This is a genomic window from Amycolatopsis sp. NPDC051071 (genome assembly GCF_040682875.1).
Taxonomy (GTDB): Bacteria; Actinomycetota; Actinomycetes; order Mycobacteriales; family Pseudonocardiaceae; genus Amycolatopsis.
Map to the genome: position 1 here is coordinate 87872 of NZ_JBFBBY010000003.1, position 14170 is coordinate 102041.

Genomic DNA, 14170 nt, shown 5'->3' on the forward strand with positions numbered 1-14170 from the left:
ACCGGTCCGCTCACAGCCGACGCGCCACGCAGGTGGCACGTAGGGTGCGAGAGGACCGGCACCCGAGGGATCTGCGAGGAATGGATGGAAGCCGCCAACGCGGCCGAAACACCGACCGCGTCCGGTGCGGCGTTCGCCCGGCTTCCGGTGGCGCTGGTCGCCGCCGCGGCCGCGGCGGTCCTGCTGGCGACGGCGTGGCGGTACGGCTACTTCGGCGACGAACTGTACTTCCTCTCCGCGGGCAAGCGGCTGGCCTGGGGGTACGCCGACCAACCGCCGGTGCTCCCGGCCCTGGCGTTGGCGATGGACTCACTCGCCCCCGGCAACCTGTTCGTGTTCCGCCTGCCCGCCGTCCTCGCGACGGCCGCGGGGGTCGTGTTCACCGGGCTCATCGCGTACGAGATGGGTGGCGACCGCCGGGCCCAGACCCGCGCCGCCGCCGCGTACGCGATCTGCGGGCAGTTCATCGGCAGCGGGCATTACCTGGCCACGTCGACGATCGACCCGGCGCTGTGGGTGCTGATCGCTTGGCTCCTCGTGCGGTGGATGCGGACACGCGACGACAATTTGTTGCTGTGGCTGGGGGTGGCCACCGCGGTCGCGCTCAACGTCAAACTCCTCATCGCCGCGTTCTGGCTCGCCGCGGGGGTGGCGATCCTCGTCTTCGGGCCCCGGGACCTCTTGCGCAGGCCTAAACTCTGGATCGGCGCGGGTATCGCCGCATTGTCCCTCGTGCCCACCCTGTGGTGGCAGGCCGCGAACGGCTGGCCGCAACTGGAGATGGGCGACGTCATCGCGCACGAGACCACCGGTGGCTGGAGTGGCCGCGCCGGGTTCCTGCCCGCCCTGCTGACCGGGGCCGGGCTCGGCATCGGCGTCATCGGTGTCCTCTATGGACTCTGGGTGCTGCTGTTCTCGCCGCGGCTGCGTGCACACCGGTTCCTCGGCTGGGCCGCGGTCGGCGTGATCGCGCTGTTCATCCTGTCCAACGGCCGGTACTACTACGCGGCCGGGACGTTCGGGATCCTCTGGGCGGGTGCGGCCGTCCACTTCGGACAGTCGCAGCCGTCGCTGTGGTTCCGCTGGATCCCGACCTGGCCGGTGTTCCTGCTTTCCGCGCTGTACAGCCTCCCGTACGCGCTGCCGGTGTGGCCGGCCGCTTGGCTCGCGGAAGGCCGTGACGTACCGCGTCCGGCGTACGCGCTGGAAGAGATCGGCTGGCCGGACCTCGCCCGATCAGTCTCGGACGCCTACCACCGGCTGCCACCGGAGCAGCGGGCACACACCACCCTCGTCACCGCCGGGTACTGGCAGGCCGGGGCTTTGGACCGGTACGGCCCCGAGTACGGGCTTCCCGCCGTCTACAGCCCCAGCCGGGGTTTCTGGTACTTCGGCCATCCACCCGAGACCGCGGACAACGTGCTGTTCGTCGGGCCCGATCCGGCGCGGCTGGAACGCTCGTTCACCGACGCGCGGATCGTGTCCCGCGTCGACAACGCGCTCGGCGTCCGCAACGTGAGCCGTGACATGCCGATCTGGCTGGTCACCGGACGCACCGAATCCTGGGCGTCTTCCTGGCCAGGACTGCGAGAATTCCGGGTATGACCAGCTGGATCCGGTGGCAGGACTCGCTGTGGCCGTCGCCGGGCGACGGGGGATCACTGTGGCGGCCGTGGAGCGGCAGGCTCGAGCGGTTCCTGCCGTACGCGCTGCTGGCGCTGAGCACGGTGCTCAGTCTCGTGCTCTCCGATCACGATCGGACGGTCACACTGGGGCTGGCGGGAATCGCCGCGGTGTGGCTGCTGGTGTCGTTCACCCTCGTCCCGCCGCGATGGGCCGAAAACCCGGTGATCATCGCCGTCTCCTTCGCCGGGCTGGTGACGATCGCCGCGGTGCTGGAAGCACGCGACACGGTGTTCCTCATCTTCATGATCACCGGGTTCTTCGAAGCGATGCGGCTGCGGCCCGCGCCAGTCGCGCTCACCGGGATCTTCGCCGTTTCCGCGCTGATCAACACGATGCCCAACGGCGGCCCGCTGCGGGCGTTCGCCGACCAGCCCGCGTTGTGGACCGTGGTCACGCTGGTGCAGACGGCCGCCGTCGGTGGCGGCGGGCTCGTGTCCGCGGCGATGGCGCGGCAGCACGCGGAACGCAAACGCGTGCTCGACGAACTCGCCGCCGCCCAGGAGGAGAACGCGGTGCTGCACCGGCAGTTGCTCGGCCAGGCGCGGGAAGCCGGAGTCCTCGACGAGCGGCAGCGGCTGAGCCAGGAAATCCACGACACCCTCGCTCAGGGCTTCACCGGCATCATCACGCAACTCGAAGCGGCCGCCGAAGCGAAAGGCGATCCCGCGGAGTGGCAGCGGCACGTCGACACCGCGATGGCGCTGGCACGCGAAAACCTCACCGCCGCACGGCGTTCGGTGCGCGCGCTCGGCCCGCAGCCGCTGGCCGCCGCGACCCTGCCGGACGCGCTCGGCGAGGTTTCCCGGCTGTGGGGTGAGCGGACCGGCGTCGAGGTCCGGTTCACCACCACCGGGACCGCGCGGGCACTGCATCCCGAGATCGAAGCGACCCTGCTGCGGATCACGCAGGAGGCGTTGACCAACGTCGAAAAGCACGCCGGCGCCACGATTGTGGGGCTCACGTTGTCGTATATGGCCGATCAGGTGACGGTCGACGTCCGGGACGACGGCGGCGGGTTCGATCCCGGCGCCGTCGCCTCCTCGGGTGACGGCGGCTTCGGCGTCCCCGGAATGCGTGCCCGCGTCGCCCGGCTGGCGGGGACCCTGCATCTCGAATCGGAACCCGGCGGCGGGACGGCCGTGTCGGCCAATCTGCCCGCCATCGCGCTGGAGGCCCGCATATGACGATCACCCTGCTGATCACCGACGACCACCCGATCGTCCGGGACGGGCTGCGGGGCATCTTCACCGCGGACCAGGGATTCGAGGTACTCGGCGAGGCCTCCTCCGGCGACGAAGCCGTCGCGCTCGCGGAGCGACTGCGCCCCGACGTCGTACTGATGGACCTGCGGATGCCGGGGTCCGGCGGAGTGGCCGCGATCGCGAAGCTGGCGAAACTCCGGAATCCCGCGCGGATCCTCGTGCTGACGACCTACGACACCGACACCGACGTCATCCCCGCGATCGAGGCCGGCGCGACCGGCTACCTGCTCAAGGACGCGCCGCGCGAGGAACTCTTCCGCGCCGTCCGGGCGACGGCGCGCGGTGAGGCGGTGCTCTCCCCCGCCGTCGCGGACCTGATCATGGGCCGGGTGCGTGCCCCGGCGCCGGAACCATTGAGCCGCCGGGAGATCGAGGTGCTCACGCTGATCGCCCGCGGTTCGACCAACAAGGACGCCGCGAAACAGCTGTTCATCAGCGAGGCCACCGTGAAGACGCACCTCGTGCACGCCTACGCCAAACTCGGCGTGAAGGACAGGGCCGCCGCCGTCGCGACCGCCTTCGAACGAGGCCTCCTCGGCGGCTGAGCCGCTACGGAGTCCAGCCGGTCGCTTCGGCCCACGCGTCTGCCCTGGTGAAAGCGGCGTCGACCCAGACCTGCTTCTCGTCGGTGTACTGCTCGACGGTCCCGTCGCCGGCGTGCTTCGCTGCCATGGCGTCCTTGACGGCGGCGTAGGCGTCACGCTCGTCCGGGTTCTGCCGCAGCCACTCCGGGAACAGCAGCGCGAGCCGCCAGGCAGGCGTCTCCTGCGACCGGACGTGCAGGTTGACCGGACGGCGGGGGTCACCGCCGAAGTGGAACCGCTTCGGCCAGGTGCCGTCTTCGCCGTGCGCGTCGTCGAACCACTCGCCTTCCGCACGCGGGAATCCGGCGTCGGAGAGCCCGTCGGCCAGCTCGTCGGCGATGTCCAACGCAGACACGGTGAGCTGGAGGTCGAGGATGTCCCTGGCAGGCAACCCGGGAACGGACGTCGAGCCGATGTGGTCGATCCGCACGGCGCGGTCCCCCGCCACCATCCGGATCCGCGCGAGCGCCCGCTCGGCCTGCACCGGCCACGTCTGGTCGTACGGCGTGATTTTCGGCGACATCGGCGACCGCGGCTTGCGAAGCCGGACGTTCGCCTCGAACGGGGTCAGCCTGTCCGCCCAGAGCGCGTCGACGTCGGCGAGGACGATGTCGGGGGCGCCGCTGTTGTCCAGCCAGACGTCGGCCACCGCGCGGCGCTGGCCGGTGCTCGCCTGTGCCTTGATCCTGGCCCGCGCGTCGGCCTCGGGCATCCCCCGCGCCTCTGTCAGACGGCGGACCCGGACCTCTTCCGGCGCGTCGACCATGACGACGAGGTGGTACATCGGCGCGAGGCCGCCTTCGACGAGCAGCGGGATGTCGTGGACGACAATCGCGTCCGGCGCCGCTTCCGCCATCAACTCGGCCGTCCGCGCGCCGACCCTGGGATGAACGATCGCGTTCAGCCGCTTGCGGGACTCCTCGTCGGCGAACGCCTTGGCGGCGAGCGCGGGGCGATCGAGGGAACCATCGGACGCGAGGATGTCGTCCCCGAACGCCTCGACGAGTTCGGCGAGCCCCGGTGTCCCGGGCCGCACGACCTCCCTGGCGATCTTGTCGGAATCGATGAGGACGGCGCCGTGCTCGGAAAGCCGGTTCGCCACCGTCGATTTTCCGGCGCCGATCCCGCCGGTCAGGCCCACACGCAGCATGACGATCAGCCTAGGGCGTGGCTGGCAAATCTCGTTCGCGGCCTTCGCGCCCTGGCGGCGCGGGCCCCAACGAACAGATTCGCCAGGCACGCTTTAGCGGCGCTACCTGGGGCGACAGCTCAGGGTCACGTGATGAGTACATCCGGCACAAAGGGGACCGAAAGGCAAGCTCATAGTGACGCGTGACTCAACCTTTACGGGTGACACGCCGGTCGGTTACGCGGCTTCGCCGCTTCGATTGCGTACCGTGCGCGGCGAAGGTAGCCCACACGGAGGAAAGATGGCAGACGGTAAGCACGTCGGAAGGCACCGGCTCGGTTCGCCGGGGCTGGTGCACTGTGTCCTCCATCGCCGGGTGGCTGAAGCCCTCGCCGAATATCGGCGCACGTGGCTGAGCGCGCTCCTGGTCCCCGCCAAGCACAGTTTCGCCGGACTCCGCCGCAAGGCCCGTGCCGCGGCGCTCGAACGCGTCTGGGTGCCGGCCGTCCGGCCCGCCACTTCCTGACCCACCCCTGCCGATACCGCAAGTAGTCCTCTACTTGCGGTATTTGCGCATGCATGGACCGCCACTAGAGGACTACTTGCGGGGAGAAAAGAAAGCGGCCCCGGTCCGTGGAGGACCGGGGCCGCTGTCTGTCAGCTAGTGGCTGAGCGCCTGGATCACGCGCCGCCCGACAGCTTCTCGCGGAGAGCCGCGAGCTGCTCGTCGCTGGCCAGCGTGCCGCCGCTCTTGGCCTCGGCCGGAGCGGAGGTGTAGCTCTGCTCGCCCGAGTCGCTGCTACTGCTGCTGCTGGTGACACCGGTCGCGGCGTCGGCGGCTGCCTCGGCGTCGGCCTCGGCGGCCTTCACGACCTGCTTCATGTGAGCCTCGTAGCGGGTGTGAGCCTCGGCGTACTGACGCTCCCACTCCTCACGCTGCTTGTCGAAGCCTTCCTGCCACTCCTGGGTGTCCGGGTCGAAGCCCTCGGGGTAGATGTAGTTCCCCTCGGTGTCGTACTCGGCGGCCATACCGTACTGAGTGGGATCGAACTCGGTCTCCGGCGTGACGCCCTCGTTCGCCTGCTTCAGCGACAGCGAGATGCGACGACGCTCGAGGTCGATGTCGATGACCTTGACCATCACGTCGCCGTTGACCTGGACGACCTGCTCCGGGATCTCCACGTGGCGCTCGGCCAGCTCGGAGATGTGCACCAGGCCCTCGATGCCCTCTTCGACGCGCACGAACGCACCGAACGGAACGAGCTTGGTGACCTTGCCCGGCACGATCTGACCGATCGCGTGGGTGCGGGCGAACTGACGCCACGGGTCTTCCTGGGTCGCCTTCAGCGACAGCGAGACGCGCTCGCGGTCCATGTCGACGTCCAGCACCTCGACCGTGACCTCCTGGCCGACCTCGACGACCTCGGAGGGGTGGTCGATGTGCTTCCAGGACAGCTCGGAGACGTGCACCAGGCCGTCGACGCCACCCAGGTCCACGAAGGCACCGAAGTTGACGATGGACGACACGACGCCCTTGCGGACCTGGCCCTTGGCGAGCGCGTTGAGGAACTCGCTGCGCACCTCGGACTGGGTCTGCTCCAGGTAGGCACGGCGGGAAAGGACCACGTTGTTGCGGTTCTTGTCCAGCTCGATGATCTTCGCCTCGAGCTCGCGGCCCACGTACGGCTGCAGGTCGCGGACGCGGCGCATCTCGACCAGCGACGCGGGCAGGAAGCCGCGCAGGCCGATGTCCAGGATGAGGCCGCCCTTGACGACCTCGATGACGGTGCCCTTGACGGGCTCGTCCTTCTCCTTGAGCTCCTCGATCGTGCCCCAGGCGCGCTCGTACTGCGCACGCTTCTTGGACAGGATCAGACGGCCTTCCTTGTCCTCCTTCTGGAGAACAAGGGCTTCGACCTCATCGCCGACGGTGACAACCTCAGCCGGGTCGACATCGTGCTTGATGGAGAGCTCACGCGAGGGGATGACACCCTCGGTCTTGTAGCCGATGTCGAGCAGGACCTCGTCACGGTCAACCTTGACGATGGTGCCTTCAACGATGTCGCCATCGTTGAAGTACTTGATCGTCTTGTCGATCGCTGCGAGGAAATCTTCCTCCGACCCGATGTCGTTGATAGCGACTTGCGGGGCCCCAATGGGGGCGGTCGGGGCGGTGGCGGTGTCGGTCGTCATTAGGCGGGTTGCTCCGGTGGATGGGAAGTAGTGGGTTTGCGGTTAGGGCACCATGGGCTCTTCCGGCATGAGGTGACCGCATAAGCAAACGTCCACAGGGAACGACCGCGAGCATCACCACATCCGGTGCGCGACCCCCTGACCCGGACGCTGAGCGAACCGGGGGAAAGAGTAGCGCGAACCCACTGCGCTAACAGATATCCTACGCGGCCCCCTGTACACGGCACAATCAGGGTCGCCCCCGAGATCACGCCGGGCGGATAAGCTCTCCGTCGAAGCCCTGACCTGCGGAAAGGATATCGGTTTGAGCCAGCAGTCCGCCACCGAGCGGCAAACGGAGGCCGAAAGGCACGCGCAGGCCGAGGAACGGCTCGGTACCGCGGGGGTCGCCTACCGGGCGGTCTCGGCCCCCGAGGCGACGGCCGCGAACCTGAAATGGTGGGACGCCGACGCCGACGACTACCAGGCCACCCACGGCGGTTTCCTCGGCGACGCGGACTTCGTCTGGTGCCCGGAGGGCGTCCGCGAGGCCGATGTCGCACTTCTGGGTGAAGTCGGCGGCAAACGGATCATCGAGATCGGCTGCGGACAGGCGGCCTGCTCGCGCTGGCTCGCCGCACAGGGCGCCGAAGCGGTGGCCACCGATCTGTCGGCGGGCATGCTCCGGCACGCCCGCGATGGCAACGAGCGGACCGGTCCCGCCGTCCCGCTCGTGCAGGCGACGGCCGAGTCGCTGCCCTTCGCCGACGCGAGCTTCGACGCGGCGTGCTCGGCCTTCGGCGCGATCCCGTTCGTGGCGTCGGTGGACGCCGTGTTCGCCGAAGTGCACCGGGTACTCCGGCCGGGTGCCCGGTGGGTGTTCTCGGTGACCCATCCGATGCGCTGGATCTTCCCCGACGATCCCGGACCGCAGGGCCTCACCGTCACCCAGCCGTACTTCGACCGCACCCCTTACGTCGAGGTCGACGAAGAGGGCGTCGCGACCTACGTCGAGTACCACCGCACTGTCGGCGACTACGTCCGCGCGCTCGCCGACGCCGGTTTCGCGCTGACGGACCTCATCGAGCCGGCCTGGCCGGATGGCCACTCCCGCACCTGGGGACAGTGGAGCCCGCTGCGCGGCAAACTCTTCCCCGGCACGGCGATCTTCTGCACCCAGCGGGGATGAGCTCTCCGGCGGGACCGCACCGGGCGCGGTTCGCCGCGCTCGACCCGCTGCTCCCGTCACCCCCGCCGCTCCCGCCCGGCGAGCCCGTCGAAGCGGGCGGCGCCGCCGGGACGATCGCGCACGTGCGGTTCGCGGCGGGTTCGTGGCAGCGGCTCTGGAGCCCCGCGCGGCTGCAGATCCTCTCCGCGGTCCTCGGCCGGGACGCCGGCGCGGGGATGAGCGCGCTGCTGTCGGCCTGGCGTGAGCGGATCGCGCTCGCCGACGCCGAACCCGATTCGTCGTGCATGGTCACCTGGCCCAGCCGTGACGTCGTGGTCGCCCGCGCCCTGCTCGACCACGGGCTCGCGCCGCAACTGGCGCTGGCCGTCCGAGCGCCCGCACCGGGACGGCCGCACTCCGTGCCCGGTGTGACCGTCCGGGAATCGACTCGCGGGGATCTGGAGGAGATCGTCGGACTGCGGTTCGAGGAACTCCACTACACCTCGTTCGTCGGCCACGGGGTCCTGCGGCCCGGCGCCAGGGCACTGCTCGCCGAAGAGGTCCGCCGCGGATTGCAGTTCGGCGGCCGCGTCTGGATCGCCGAAGAAGAAGGCCTCACCGTGGGGATGGTGACCGGTGGAAAGCGTTCACCGGCCTTCGGCGACGCGCTGGCCGGACGGCTGAGACCCGGCGACTGGGGTTACATCGGCACGCTCGCCGTCACCGCCGCCGCCCGGGGGCGCGGGATCGGCCGCGCGCTGACCGCCGTCGCGCACGACGAGCTGTTCTCGCCGTCGCTGCGCGGTACCTTCGTCTCGTACAATCCGGCCAATCCGCTGTCCCCGGTGTTCTGGCACCGGCAGGGTTATCGTCCACTGTGGACGACGTGGGCGGTGAGCCCCGCCACGGCCCTGCGGTAGCGGCGATCGGCGTTGTCGACCCCTGGGGACGGGATGGAAATCGAGAAGACGTTGTTCGACGCGCACCGGACGCGGTTCGCGGCGATCGACCGGTTGCTGCCCGAGGCCGCGCCACCCCCGCTTGTCGGTGAACGCGTGGACGCCGCCACGTCCTCGGGGGTCCAGGTCACCGGCGTGGTGCAGCGCCAGCTGCACGGCCCGGACGACGTCCCGCTGCTCTGGTCGGCCGCCGACGTGCGCCAGCTGTTCCCGTTCATCGGGGGCACCGGGACCGAGGGCATGGACGTGCTGCTGCGTGCGTGGCGGGCCTGGACGGACGCCGAATCACCCGGCGAGGATTCGTCCTGTGTGGTCAATTGGCCGAGCCGGGACGCCGAGGCGATCCGCGCCTTCCTCGACCACGGGCTGGTGCCGATGTCCGCGCTCGCCGTGCGCACCGGCTGCCACCGCGACGAGGCGGAGGACGACGGTGTCGCCGTGCGCCGGGCACGTCCGGACGATTTCGAAGACGTGCTCGCCATGGCCGTGTCAACGCACGATTACATCGGCCAGGTCGCCACCCGGCAGCGCCCGAACGCGGCCGAACTGCTCGCCCCGGCGCTGGAACGCGCCCTCGACAAGGACAAGCCGCTGCTGTGGCTGGCGGAGCGGCACGGCGAGATCGCCGCGTTCGCGCACGCCGCCTGGATCGCCTCGACGCCGGGGTCCGCCGAGGCCGAACTCCTCCCCCACGGCCGCTGGGGGTATGTCAACAACGTGGTCACCGTGCCCGGCTTGCGCGGACGCGGATTCGGCCGGACCCTGATGTGCGTGGTGCACAAGGAGTTCTCCGCCGACGGCGCGGACGGCACCTACCTGTACTACAACCCGACCAACCCGCTCTCTTCGGTGTTCTGGCACCGGCAGGGTTATCGTCCACTGTGGACGTCCTGGGAGGTCCATCCGGCTTCGGCCCTGCGCTAGCCCCAGCGGCGCTAGCCGTCCGGTTTGCGATGGTTTCGTCACCCTTGCGTGTGACGTGGGCCCCGCACGGTTGTGCGCCTCCCAGGTCGGGGTTAACTTTTGAACTGACCAGTCAGTTTAAAAGTTCCACGAGTCACCGACCTGGGAGTTCTTCGTGCGGGTTCAAGCCGACAGGGTGTCCGTCACCGGGCCCCACGGCACGTTGCTGTCGCCTACTTCGCTCACCGTCTCGGGCGGTGAGCTGGCGATCGTGCACGGCGAGCCGGGGGTCGGCGTGACGGCCTTCGGGCTGGCGCTGGCCGGACGGCTGAAGCCCGCCACCGGGACGGTGACCGTCGAGGGCGGTGATCCGCGGCAGGTCGTGGCGGTCGTCGACTCCCCCGGCGTGAGCGAACCGGACGGCGCGCTGTCACTGCAGGTCGTCGTCGGTGAGGAACTCGAACTGGCGAAACGCCCGGCGAACAAGGCCGCCGTCGCGAGCTGGCTGGCCGGGCACGACGTCGCCGCCTTCGCCACCACCCGCTTCGAGAACATCGAGGCGGTGACGCGCACGAGACTGCTCACCGCGCTCGCCGCGGGCCGCAAGGACGTCGGGGTGCTCGTGCTCGACACTCCGGACCGGCACACCAGCGACGTCGACAGCTGGGCGCGGCTCGCCCGCGAGCACGCCGAACGCGGCCTCGCCGTCATCGTGCTGACCGCCACCACCCCGGTTTCGGCCCTGCCACAGCAGCCTGCCCGGTGCGGTGACCTCGAACAGCCCGCCCCGGTGCGCTGGGCGCCCGCCGAAACCCCGGCGGAGACGACGCTGGAAGCGACCGTGGCGGACGACACCGAGAAGACTTCAGGAGACCAGGAATGAACCCCGTCCGGATCGCCGCCAACGAGCTGCGCCGGCTGTCCGCCGGCACCCTCCCGAAACTCGCCATGGTCGCGCTCGTCCTGGTGCCGCTGCTGTACGCGTCCTTCTACCTCTACGCGAACTACGACCCGTATTCGCGCCTGGACAAGCTCCCCGCGGCGATGTTCACCGCCGACGCCGGCTCCAAGGATTCCGAAGGCGCGGAGCGCAACATCGGCCGCGAGGTGACCGACGAACTGGTCAAGTCGGGCACTTTCCAATGGCATGAAACCTCCCCCGAGGAGGCCGCCAAGGGCGTCCGCGACGACACCTACTCGTTCGCGATCGGTATCCCGCGCGACTTCTCCTCGGCGCTGCTGTCCTCGGGTAACCTCCAGCCGCAGCAGGCGACGATCACGCTGACCACCAACGACGCCAACAACTATCTGTCCGGGACCATCGCGAAACAGGTGGCCGAGCAGGTCCGCAAGACGATCGCGGAGAAGGTCGGCAGCGAGGCCGCGGACAAATTCCTCATCGGCTTCTCCACCATCTATGGCAAGACCCAAGAGGCCTCGACGGGCGCTTCGCAACTCGCCGACGGCGCGGGCAAACTCCAGTCGGGTCAGCGACAGCTGGCCGACGGCGCTTCCCAGCTCGCCTCCGGCAGCTCCCAGCTGGCGACCGGACTCGGCACGCTGAAATCGAGCACCGCCCAGCTGCCCGCCCAGACGAAGAAACTCGCCGACGGCGCCGGTCAGGTCGCCGACGGAAACCAGAAGGTCGCCGTCGCGGCCTCACTCGCGGCGACGGCGTCCGGCGACATCCAGGCCAAACTCGACGGCTACCGAACCCAGCTGGGGAAGGACCTGCGCGACGCCGGTCTTGCCGAGGCCGACGTGCAGGAGATCCTGGGCCGCCTGGACCAGCTCCGGTCGCCGGTGGACGAGGCGAACACGAAGATCCAGGGCGCGAACAGTCAGCTCACCCAGCTCGCCTCCGGCGCACGACAGGTGTCCGACGGCGCACACGAGTTGGCCGCGGCGACACCGCAGCTCACCAGTGGGATCGCGCAGGCCGCCGACGCGTCGGCCAAGCTCCGTGACGGCGCCGCGAAACTGAACGACGGCGAGAAGTCCGCGGTCACCGGCACGAATCAGCTCGCCGACGGCGCGGTAAAGCTGCGTGACGGGCTCGCCGCCGGGCTCAAGGAGATCCCGAACCCCGACGACCCCACCCGCGCGGCCACCGCCAACACCATCGCCGACCCGGTCGCGGTCAACTCCACCGGCGTCGCCTCGGCCGGGACCTACGGCGCGGGCCTCGCCCCGTTCTTCATCTCCCTCGCCACCTGGATCGGCGCGTTCGTGCTGTTCCTGCTGCTGCGCCCGCTCTCGACCCGCGCGCTGACCGCCGGCGCGTCGCCGTTCAAGGTCGCGCTCGGCGGCTGGCTGCCTTCGGCCGTGCTGGGGATCGCGCAGGTGATCGTGCTGTTCGGCGCGGTGACCTGGCTGGTCGGCATCAACGTCGCCCATCCGCTCGGCGCGATCGGGTTCGCCGTGCTGGTGTCGCTCACCTTCACCGCCGTGGTGCACGCGCTCAACGCCTTCTTCGGTGCGGTCGGGAAGTTCCTCGGCCTGGTGCTGCTGGTGTTACAACTGGTCAGCGGAGGTGGAACGTTCCCGTGGCAGACCATCCCGGACGCGCTGTATCCGCTGCACATCGTGCTGCCGATGGGTTACGCGATCGACGGGTTCCGGAACTTGCTCTACAGTGGCGCGTCGATGGAAATCCTCGGTGACATCGGTGTCCTGCTCGCCTACCTCGTCGGCGGCATCCTGGTTTCGACGCTGGCGGCGCGGAAACGGCGCACCTGGACGATTTCGGCGCTGAAACCCGAGCTGGCGTTGTGACCACCCGGGGTGAGGCGACGAAGCAGAAGCTGTTCGAGGCGACACTGAGGTTGTCGGCCAGCCGGGGCCTGGTCGGGCTGACGGTGGACGACATCGCGGCCGAGGCGAAGGTCGCCAAGGGCACCGTTTACTACAACTTCGGCAGCAAGGACGGCCTCGTCGACGCGTTGCTGCGCTACGGCGTCGGCGTGCTCGCCGCCCGCCTGCGCGCGGCCACCGGCGACGGCGACCCGATGGACGTCATCGAGTCGCAAGTGGACGGTACGCTGGAGTTCATCGCCGAATACCCCGGTTTCTCGCAGATCCTGGTGAGCGAGATGTGGCGCACGCCCGGTACGTGGCACGAGACCCTGACGTTGCTGCGCGAGGAGATCATCTCGATCGTGCGCGACCAATTGCACCGGCTGGACGCCGCCGGACGGCTGCCCGACGGCGTCCAGATCCCGACGGCCGCGGCCGGTCTGTTCGGCACGATGCTCGTGGTCGCCCTGGACTGGCAGGTGTTCCAGCCGAAACGCACCCGGGCCGACGTGCGGGAATCGGTGATGGTGCTGATCCGGGGCCTCGGCCGCTAGTGTCGCGACTCGGTTAACATTGACAACGTGTCCGACCTGAACACGTCCCGGCGCAGGCGACGCCGCTCCGACGCCGACCGCAGCGCGTCCGCGATCCTGCACGCCGCCAAGGAAACCCTTGCCACGCGACCGAACGCGAATATCGGGGAAATCGCGACGGCGGCCGGGGTGAGCAGGCAAACCGTCTATGCTCACTTCAAGACCAGAGAGGCGCTCATCAACGCGGTGATCGACGAGATCACCGCCGAGGCGACCGCCGAAATGGACGCCGCGCGGCTGGACGAGGGAACGGCGGCCGCCGCGCTGCTCCGCCTGCTCGATGCCAGCTGGCGCACACTCCAGCGCTATCCCCAGCTCCTGAGCATCGCCGCGACGGCGGCCGACACCGAAGCGGACCAGACCCGCCACCACCAGGTGCTCGACCATCTCGAGCGAGTCCTCACCCGGGGCAGGCAATCCGGCGAGTTCGCCGACGGCCTCCCGGTCTCCTGGCTGGCCACCGCCGTGATCACTCTCGGGCACGCGGCAGGAGACGCGGTGAGCACGGGCCGGATGACGCTCACGGACGCCACCGAAGCACTCGCCACGAGTGCCCTGCGCCTCTGCGGGACCGAGGCGGACCCGACCCGGCCTAGGCCTCCGGGTCTCGGACCCATTTCAGCTTGACCTCGAAGTTCCCTTCCAGCCCCGTTTTCGCGATCACCGCGCCCGCCTGCGCGGTGAGCTTGATGCCGAACTTGAGCTCCACCTCGTCCGGTCCCCGTGTCATCGAACGGAAGGTGTCGAGCGCTGACGCGGCCGCGTCCCGCACGTTCGCCAGCGCCGCCTCGAACGACCCCTTGGCGTCCTCGATGAGGTCGTCGCGCCGGGAGACGCGGGACGTACCGGGGACGGGATCGATCTCGACGACCACCGAACCGCCGCCGTCGAGCGGGAACCGTGTCAGGTCGTTCACCG

The 14170-nt window shown here is 69.6% G+C and carries 14 protein-coding genes; 11 read left to right on the top strand and 3 right to left on the bottom strand.

What is annotated here, in order from left to right; translation table 11 throughout:
* Positions 1-84 precede the first annotated feature (84 nt).
* From AB0M65_RS01860 to AB0M65_RS01870, 3 genes are read left to right on the top strand one after another with little or no spacing between them, the layout of a single operon-like run.
* Complete coding sequence (locus tag AB0M65_RS01860) at positions 85-1605, top strand: glycosyltransferase family 39 protein (protein WP_364019880.1); 1521 nt, start codon at positions 85-87, stop codon at positions 1603-1605.
* Positions 1602-2870 (top strand): sensor histidine kinase, encoded by a 1269-nt coding sequence (locus tag AB0M65_RS01865; RefSeq protein WP_364019883.1) that lies wholly within the window; start codon positions 1602-1604, stop codon positions 2868-2870. The genes AB0M65_RS01860 and AB0M65_RS01865 overlap by 4 nt, the downstream gene beginning before the upstream one ends.
* Positions 2867-3493, top strand: a complete 627-nt coding sequence (locus tag AB0M65_RS01870) for a response regulator transcription factor (RefSeq protein WP_364019885.1) — start codon at positions 2867-2869, stop codon at positions 3491-3493. The genes AB0M65_RS01865 and AB0M65_RS01870 overlap by 4 nt, the downstream gene beginning before the upstream one ends.
* Positions 3494-3497: 4 nt before the next feature.
* On the opposite strand, the gene coaE is transcribed toward AB0M65_RS01870, so the two are convergent.
* Positions 3498-4682, bottom strand: coding sequence for a dephospho-CoA kinase (gene coaE, locus AB0M65_RS01875; protein WP_364019888.1), 1185 nt, complete (start codon positions 4680-4682; stop codon positions 3498-3500).
* Positions 4683-4962: 280 nt separating this feature from the next.
* Here coaE and AB0M65_RS01880 point away from each other — a divergent pair, with 280 nt between their 5' ends.
* On the top strand, positions 4963-5187 hold the full coding sequence (locus AB0M65_RS01880) for a hypothetical protein (RefSeq protein WP_364019891.1): 225 nt from the start codon (positions 4963-4965) through the stop codon (positions 5185-5187).
* A 155-nt stretch (positions 5188-5342) separates the two neighbouring features.
* Here the strand turns inward: AB0M65_RS01880 and rpsA are convergent, their stop codons facing one another.
* The gene (rpsA, locus tag AB0M65_RS01885) at positions 5343-6854 is read right to left on the bottom strand and encodes a 30S ribosomal protein S1 (RefSeq protein WP_364019894.1); all 1512 of its coding nucleotides are present in this window, start codon (positions 6852-6854) and stop codon (positions 5343-5345) included.
* 304 nt (positions 6855-7158) lie between these two features.
* Here rpsA and AB0M65_RS01890 point away from each other — a divergent pair, with 304 nt between their 5' ends.
* The 7 genes from AB0M65_RS01890 to AB0M65_RS01920 all read left to right on the top strand — a co-directional run bounded on the left by AB0M65_RS01890 (position 7159) and on the right by AB0M65_RS01920 (position 13879).
* On the top strand, positions 7159-8022 hold the full coding sequence (locus AB0M65_RS01890; protein WP_364019897.1) for a class I SAM-dependent methyltransferase: 864 nt from the start codon (positions 7159-7161) through the stop codon (positions 8020-8022).
* A complete protein-coding gene (locus tag AB0M65_RS01895) occupies positions 8019-8921 on the top strand; it encodes a GNAT family N-acetyltransferase (RefSeq protein ID WP_364019900.1) in 903 nt (300 codons plus the stop codon). Before AB0M65_RS01890 ends, AB0M65_RS01895 begins: the two co-directional genes overlap by 4 nt.
* 33 nt (positions 8922-8954) lie before the next feature.
* Positions 8955-9884, top strand: a complete 930-nt coding sequence (locus tag AB0M65_RS01900) for a GNAT family N-acetyltransferase (RefSeq protein WP_364019903.1) — start codon at positions 8955-8957, stop codon at positions 9882-9884.
* A gap of 154 nt (positions 9885-10038) precedes the next feature.
* Complete coding sequence (locus tag AB0M65_RS01905; protein ID WP_364019906.1) at positions 10039-10746, top strand: ABC transporter ATP-binding protein; 708 nt, start codon at positions 10039-10041, stop codon at positions 10744-10746.
* Complete coding sequence (locus AB0M65_RS01910; protein ID WP_364019909.1) at positions 10743-12638, top strand: YhgE/Pip domain-containing protein; 1896 nt, start codon at positions 10743-10745, stop codon at positions 12636-12638. Before AB0M65_RS01905 ends, AB0M65_RS01910 begins: the two co-directional genes overlap by 4 nt.
* Positions 12635-13213, top strand: coding sequence for a TetR/AcrR family transcriptional regulator (locus tag AB0M65_RS01915; protein ID WP_364019911.1), 579 nt, complete (start codon positions 12635-12637; stop codon positions 13211-13213). Before AB0M65_RS01910 ends, AB0M65_RS01915 begins: the two co-directional genes overlap by 4 nt.
* A gap of 27 nt (positions 13214-13240) precedes the next feature.
* Positions 13241-13879: a TetR/AcrR family transcriptional regulator gene (locus tag AB0M65_RS01920; protein ID WP_364019914.1), complete on the top strand. Its 639-nt coding sequence runs from the start codon at positions 13241-13243 to the stop codon at positions 13877-13879.
* On the opposite strand, the gene AB0M65_RS01925 is transcribed toward AB0M65_RS01920, so the two are convergent.
* Entirely contained in the window at positions 13845-14168 is a 324-nt protein-coding gene (locus AB0M65_RS01925; protein WP_364019917.1) for a CU044_2847 family protein, read from the bottom strand. The two genes, AB0M65_RS01920 and AB0M65_RS01925, sit on opposite strands and share 35 nt — an antisense overlap.
* Positions 14169-14170 lie beyond the last annotated feature (2 nt).

Bases quoted from the DNA above. Each gene is read 5' to 3' on its own strand.
- AB0M65_RS01860 (WP_364019880.1), top strand. From the start codon at position 85: ATGGAAGCCGCCAACGCGGCCGAAACACCGACCGCGTCCGGTGCGGCG.
- AB0M65_RS01865 (WP_364019883.1), top strand. From the start codon at position 1,602: ATGACCAGCTGGATCCGGTGGCAGGACTCGCTGTGGCCGTCGCCGGGC.
- AB0M65_RS01870 (WP_364019885.1), top strand. From the start codon at position 2,867: ATGACGATCACCCTGCTGATCACCGACGACCACCCGATCGTCCGGGAC.
- coaE (WP_364019888.1), bottom strand. From the start codon at position 4,682: ATGCTGCGTGTGGGCCTGACCGGCGGGATCGGCGCCGGAAAATCGACG.
- AB0M65_RS01880 (WP_364019891.1), top strand. From the start codon at position 4,963: ATGGCAGACGGTAAGCACGTCGGAAGGCACCGGCTCGGTTCGCCGGGG.
- rpsA (WP_364019894.1), bottom strand. From the start codon at position 6,854: ATGACGACCGACACCGCCACCGCCCCGACCGCCCCCATTGGGGCCCCG.
- AB0M65_RS01895 (WP_364019900.1), top strand. From the start codon at position 8,019: ATGAGCTCTCCGGCGGGACCGCACCGGGCGCGGTTCGCCGCGCTCGAC.
- AB0M65_RS01900 (WP_364019903.1), top strand. From the start codon at position 8,955: ATGGAAATCGAGAAGACGTTGTTCGACGCGCACCGGACGCGGTTCGCG.
- AB0M65_RS01910 (WP_364019909.1), top strand. From the start codon at position 10,743: ATGAACCCCGTCCGGATCGCCGCCAACGAGCTGCGCCGGCTGTCCGCC.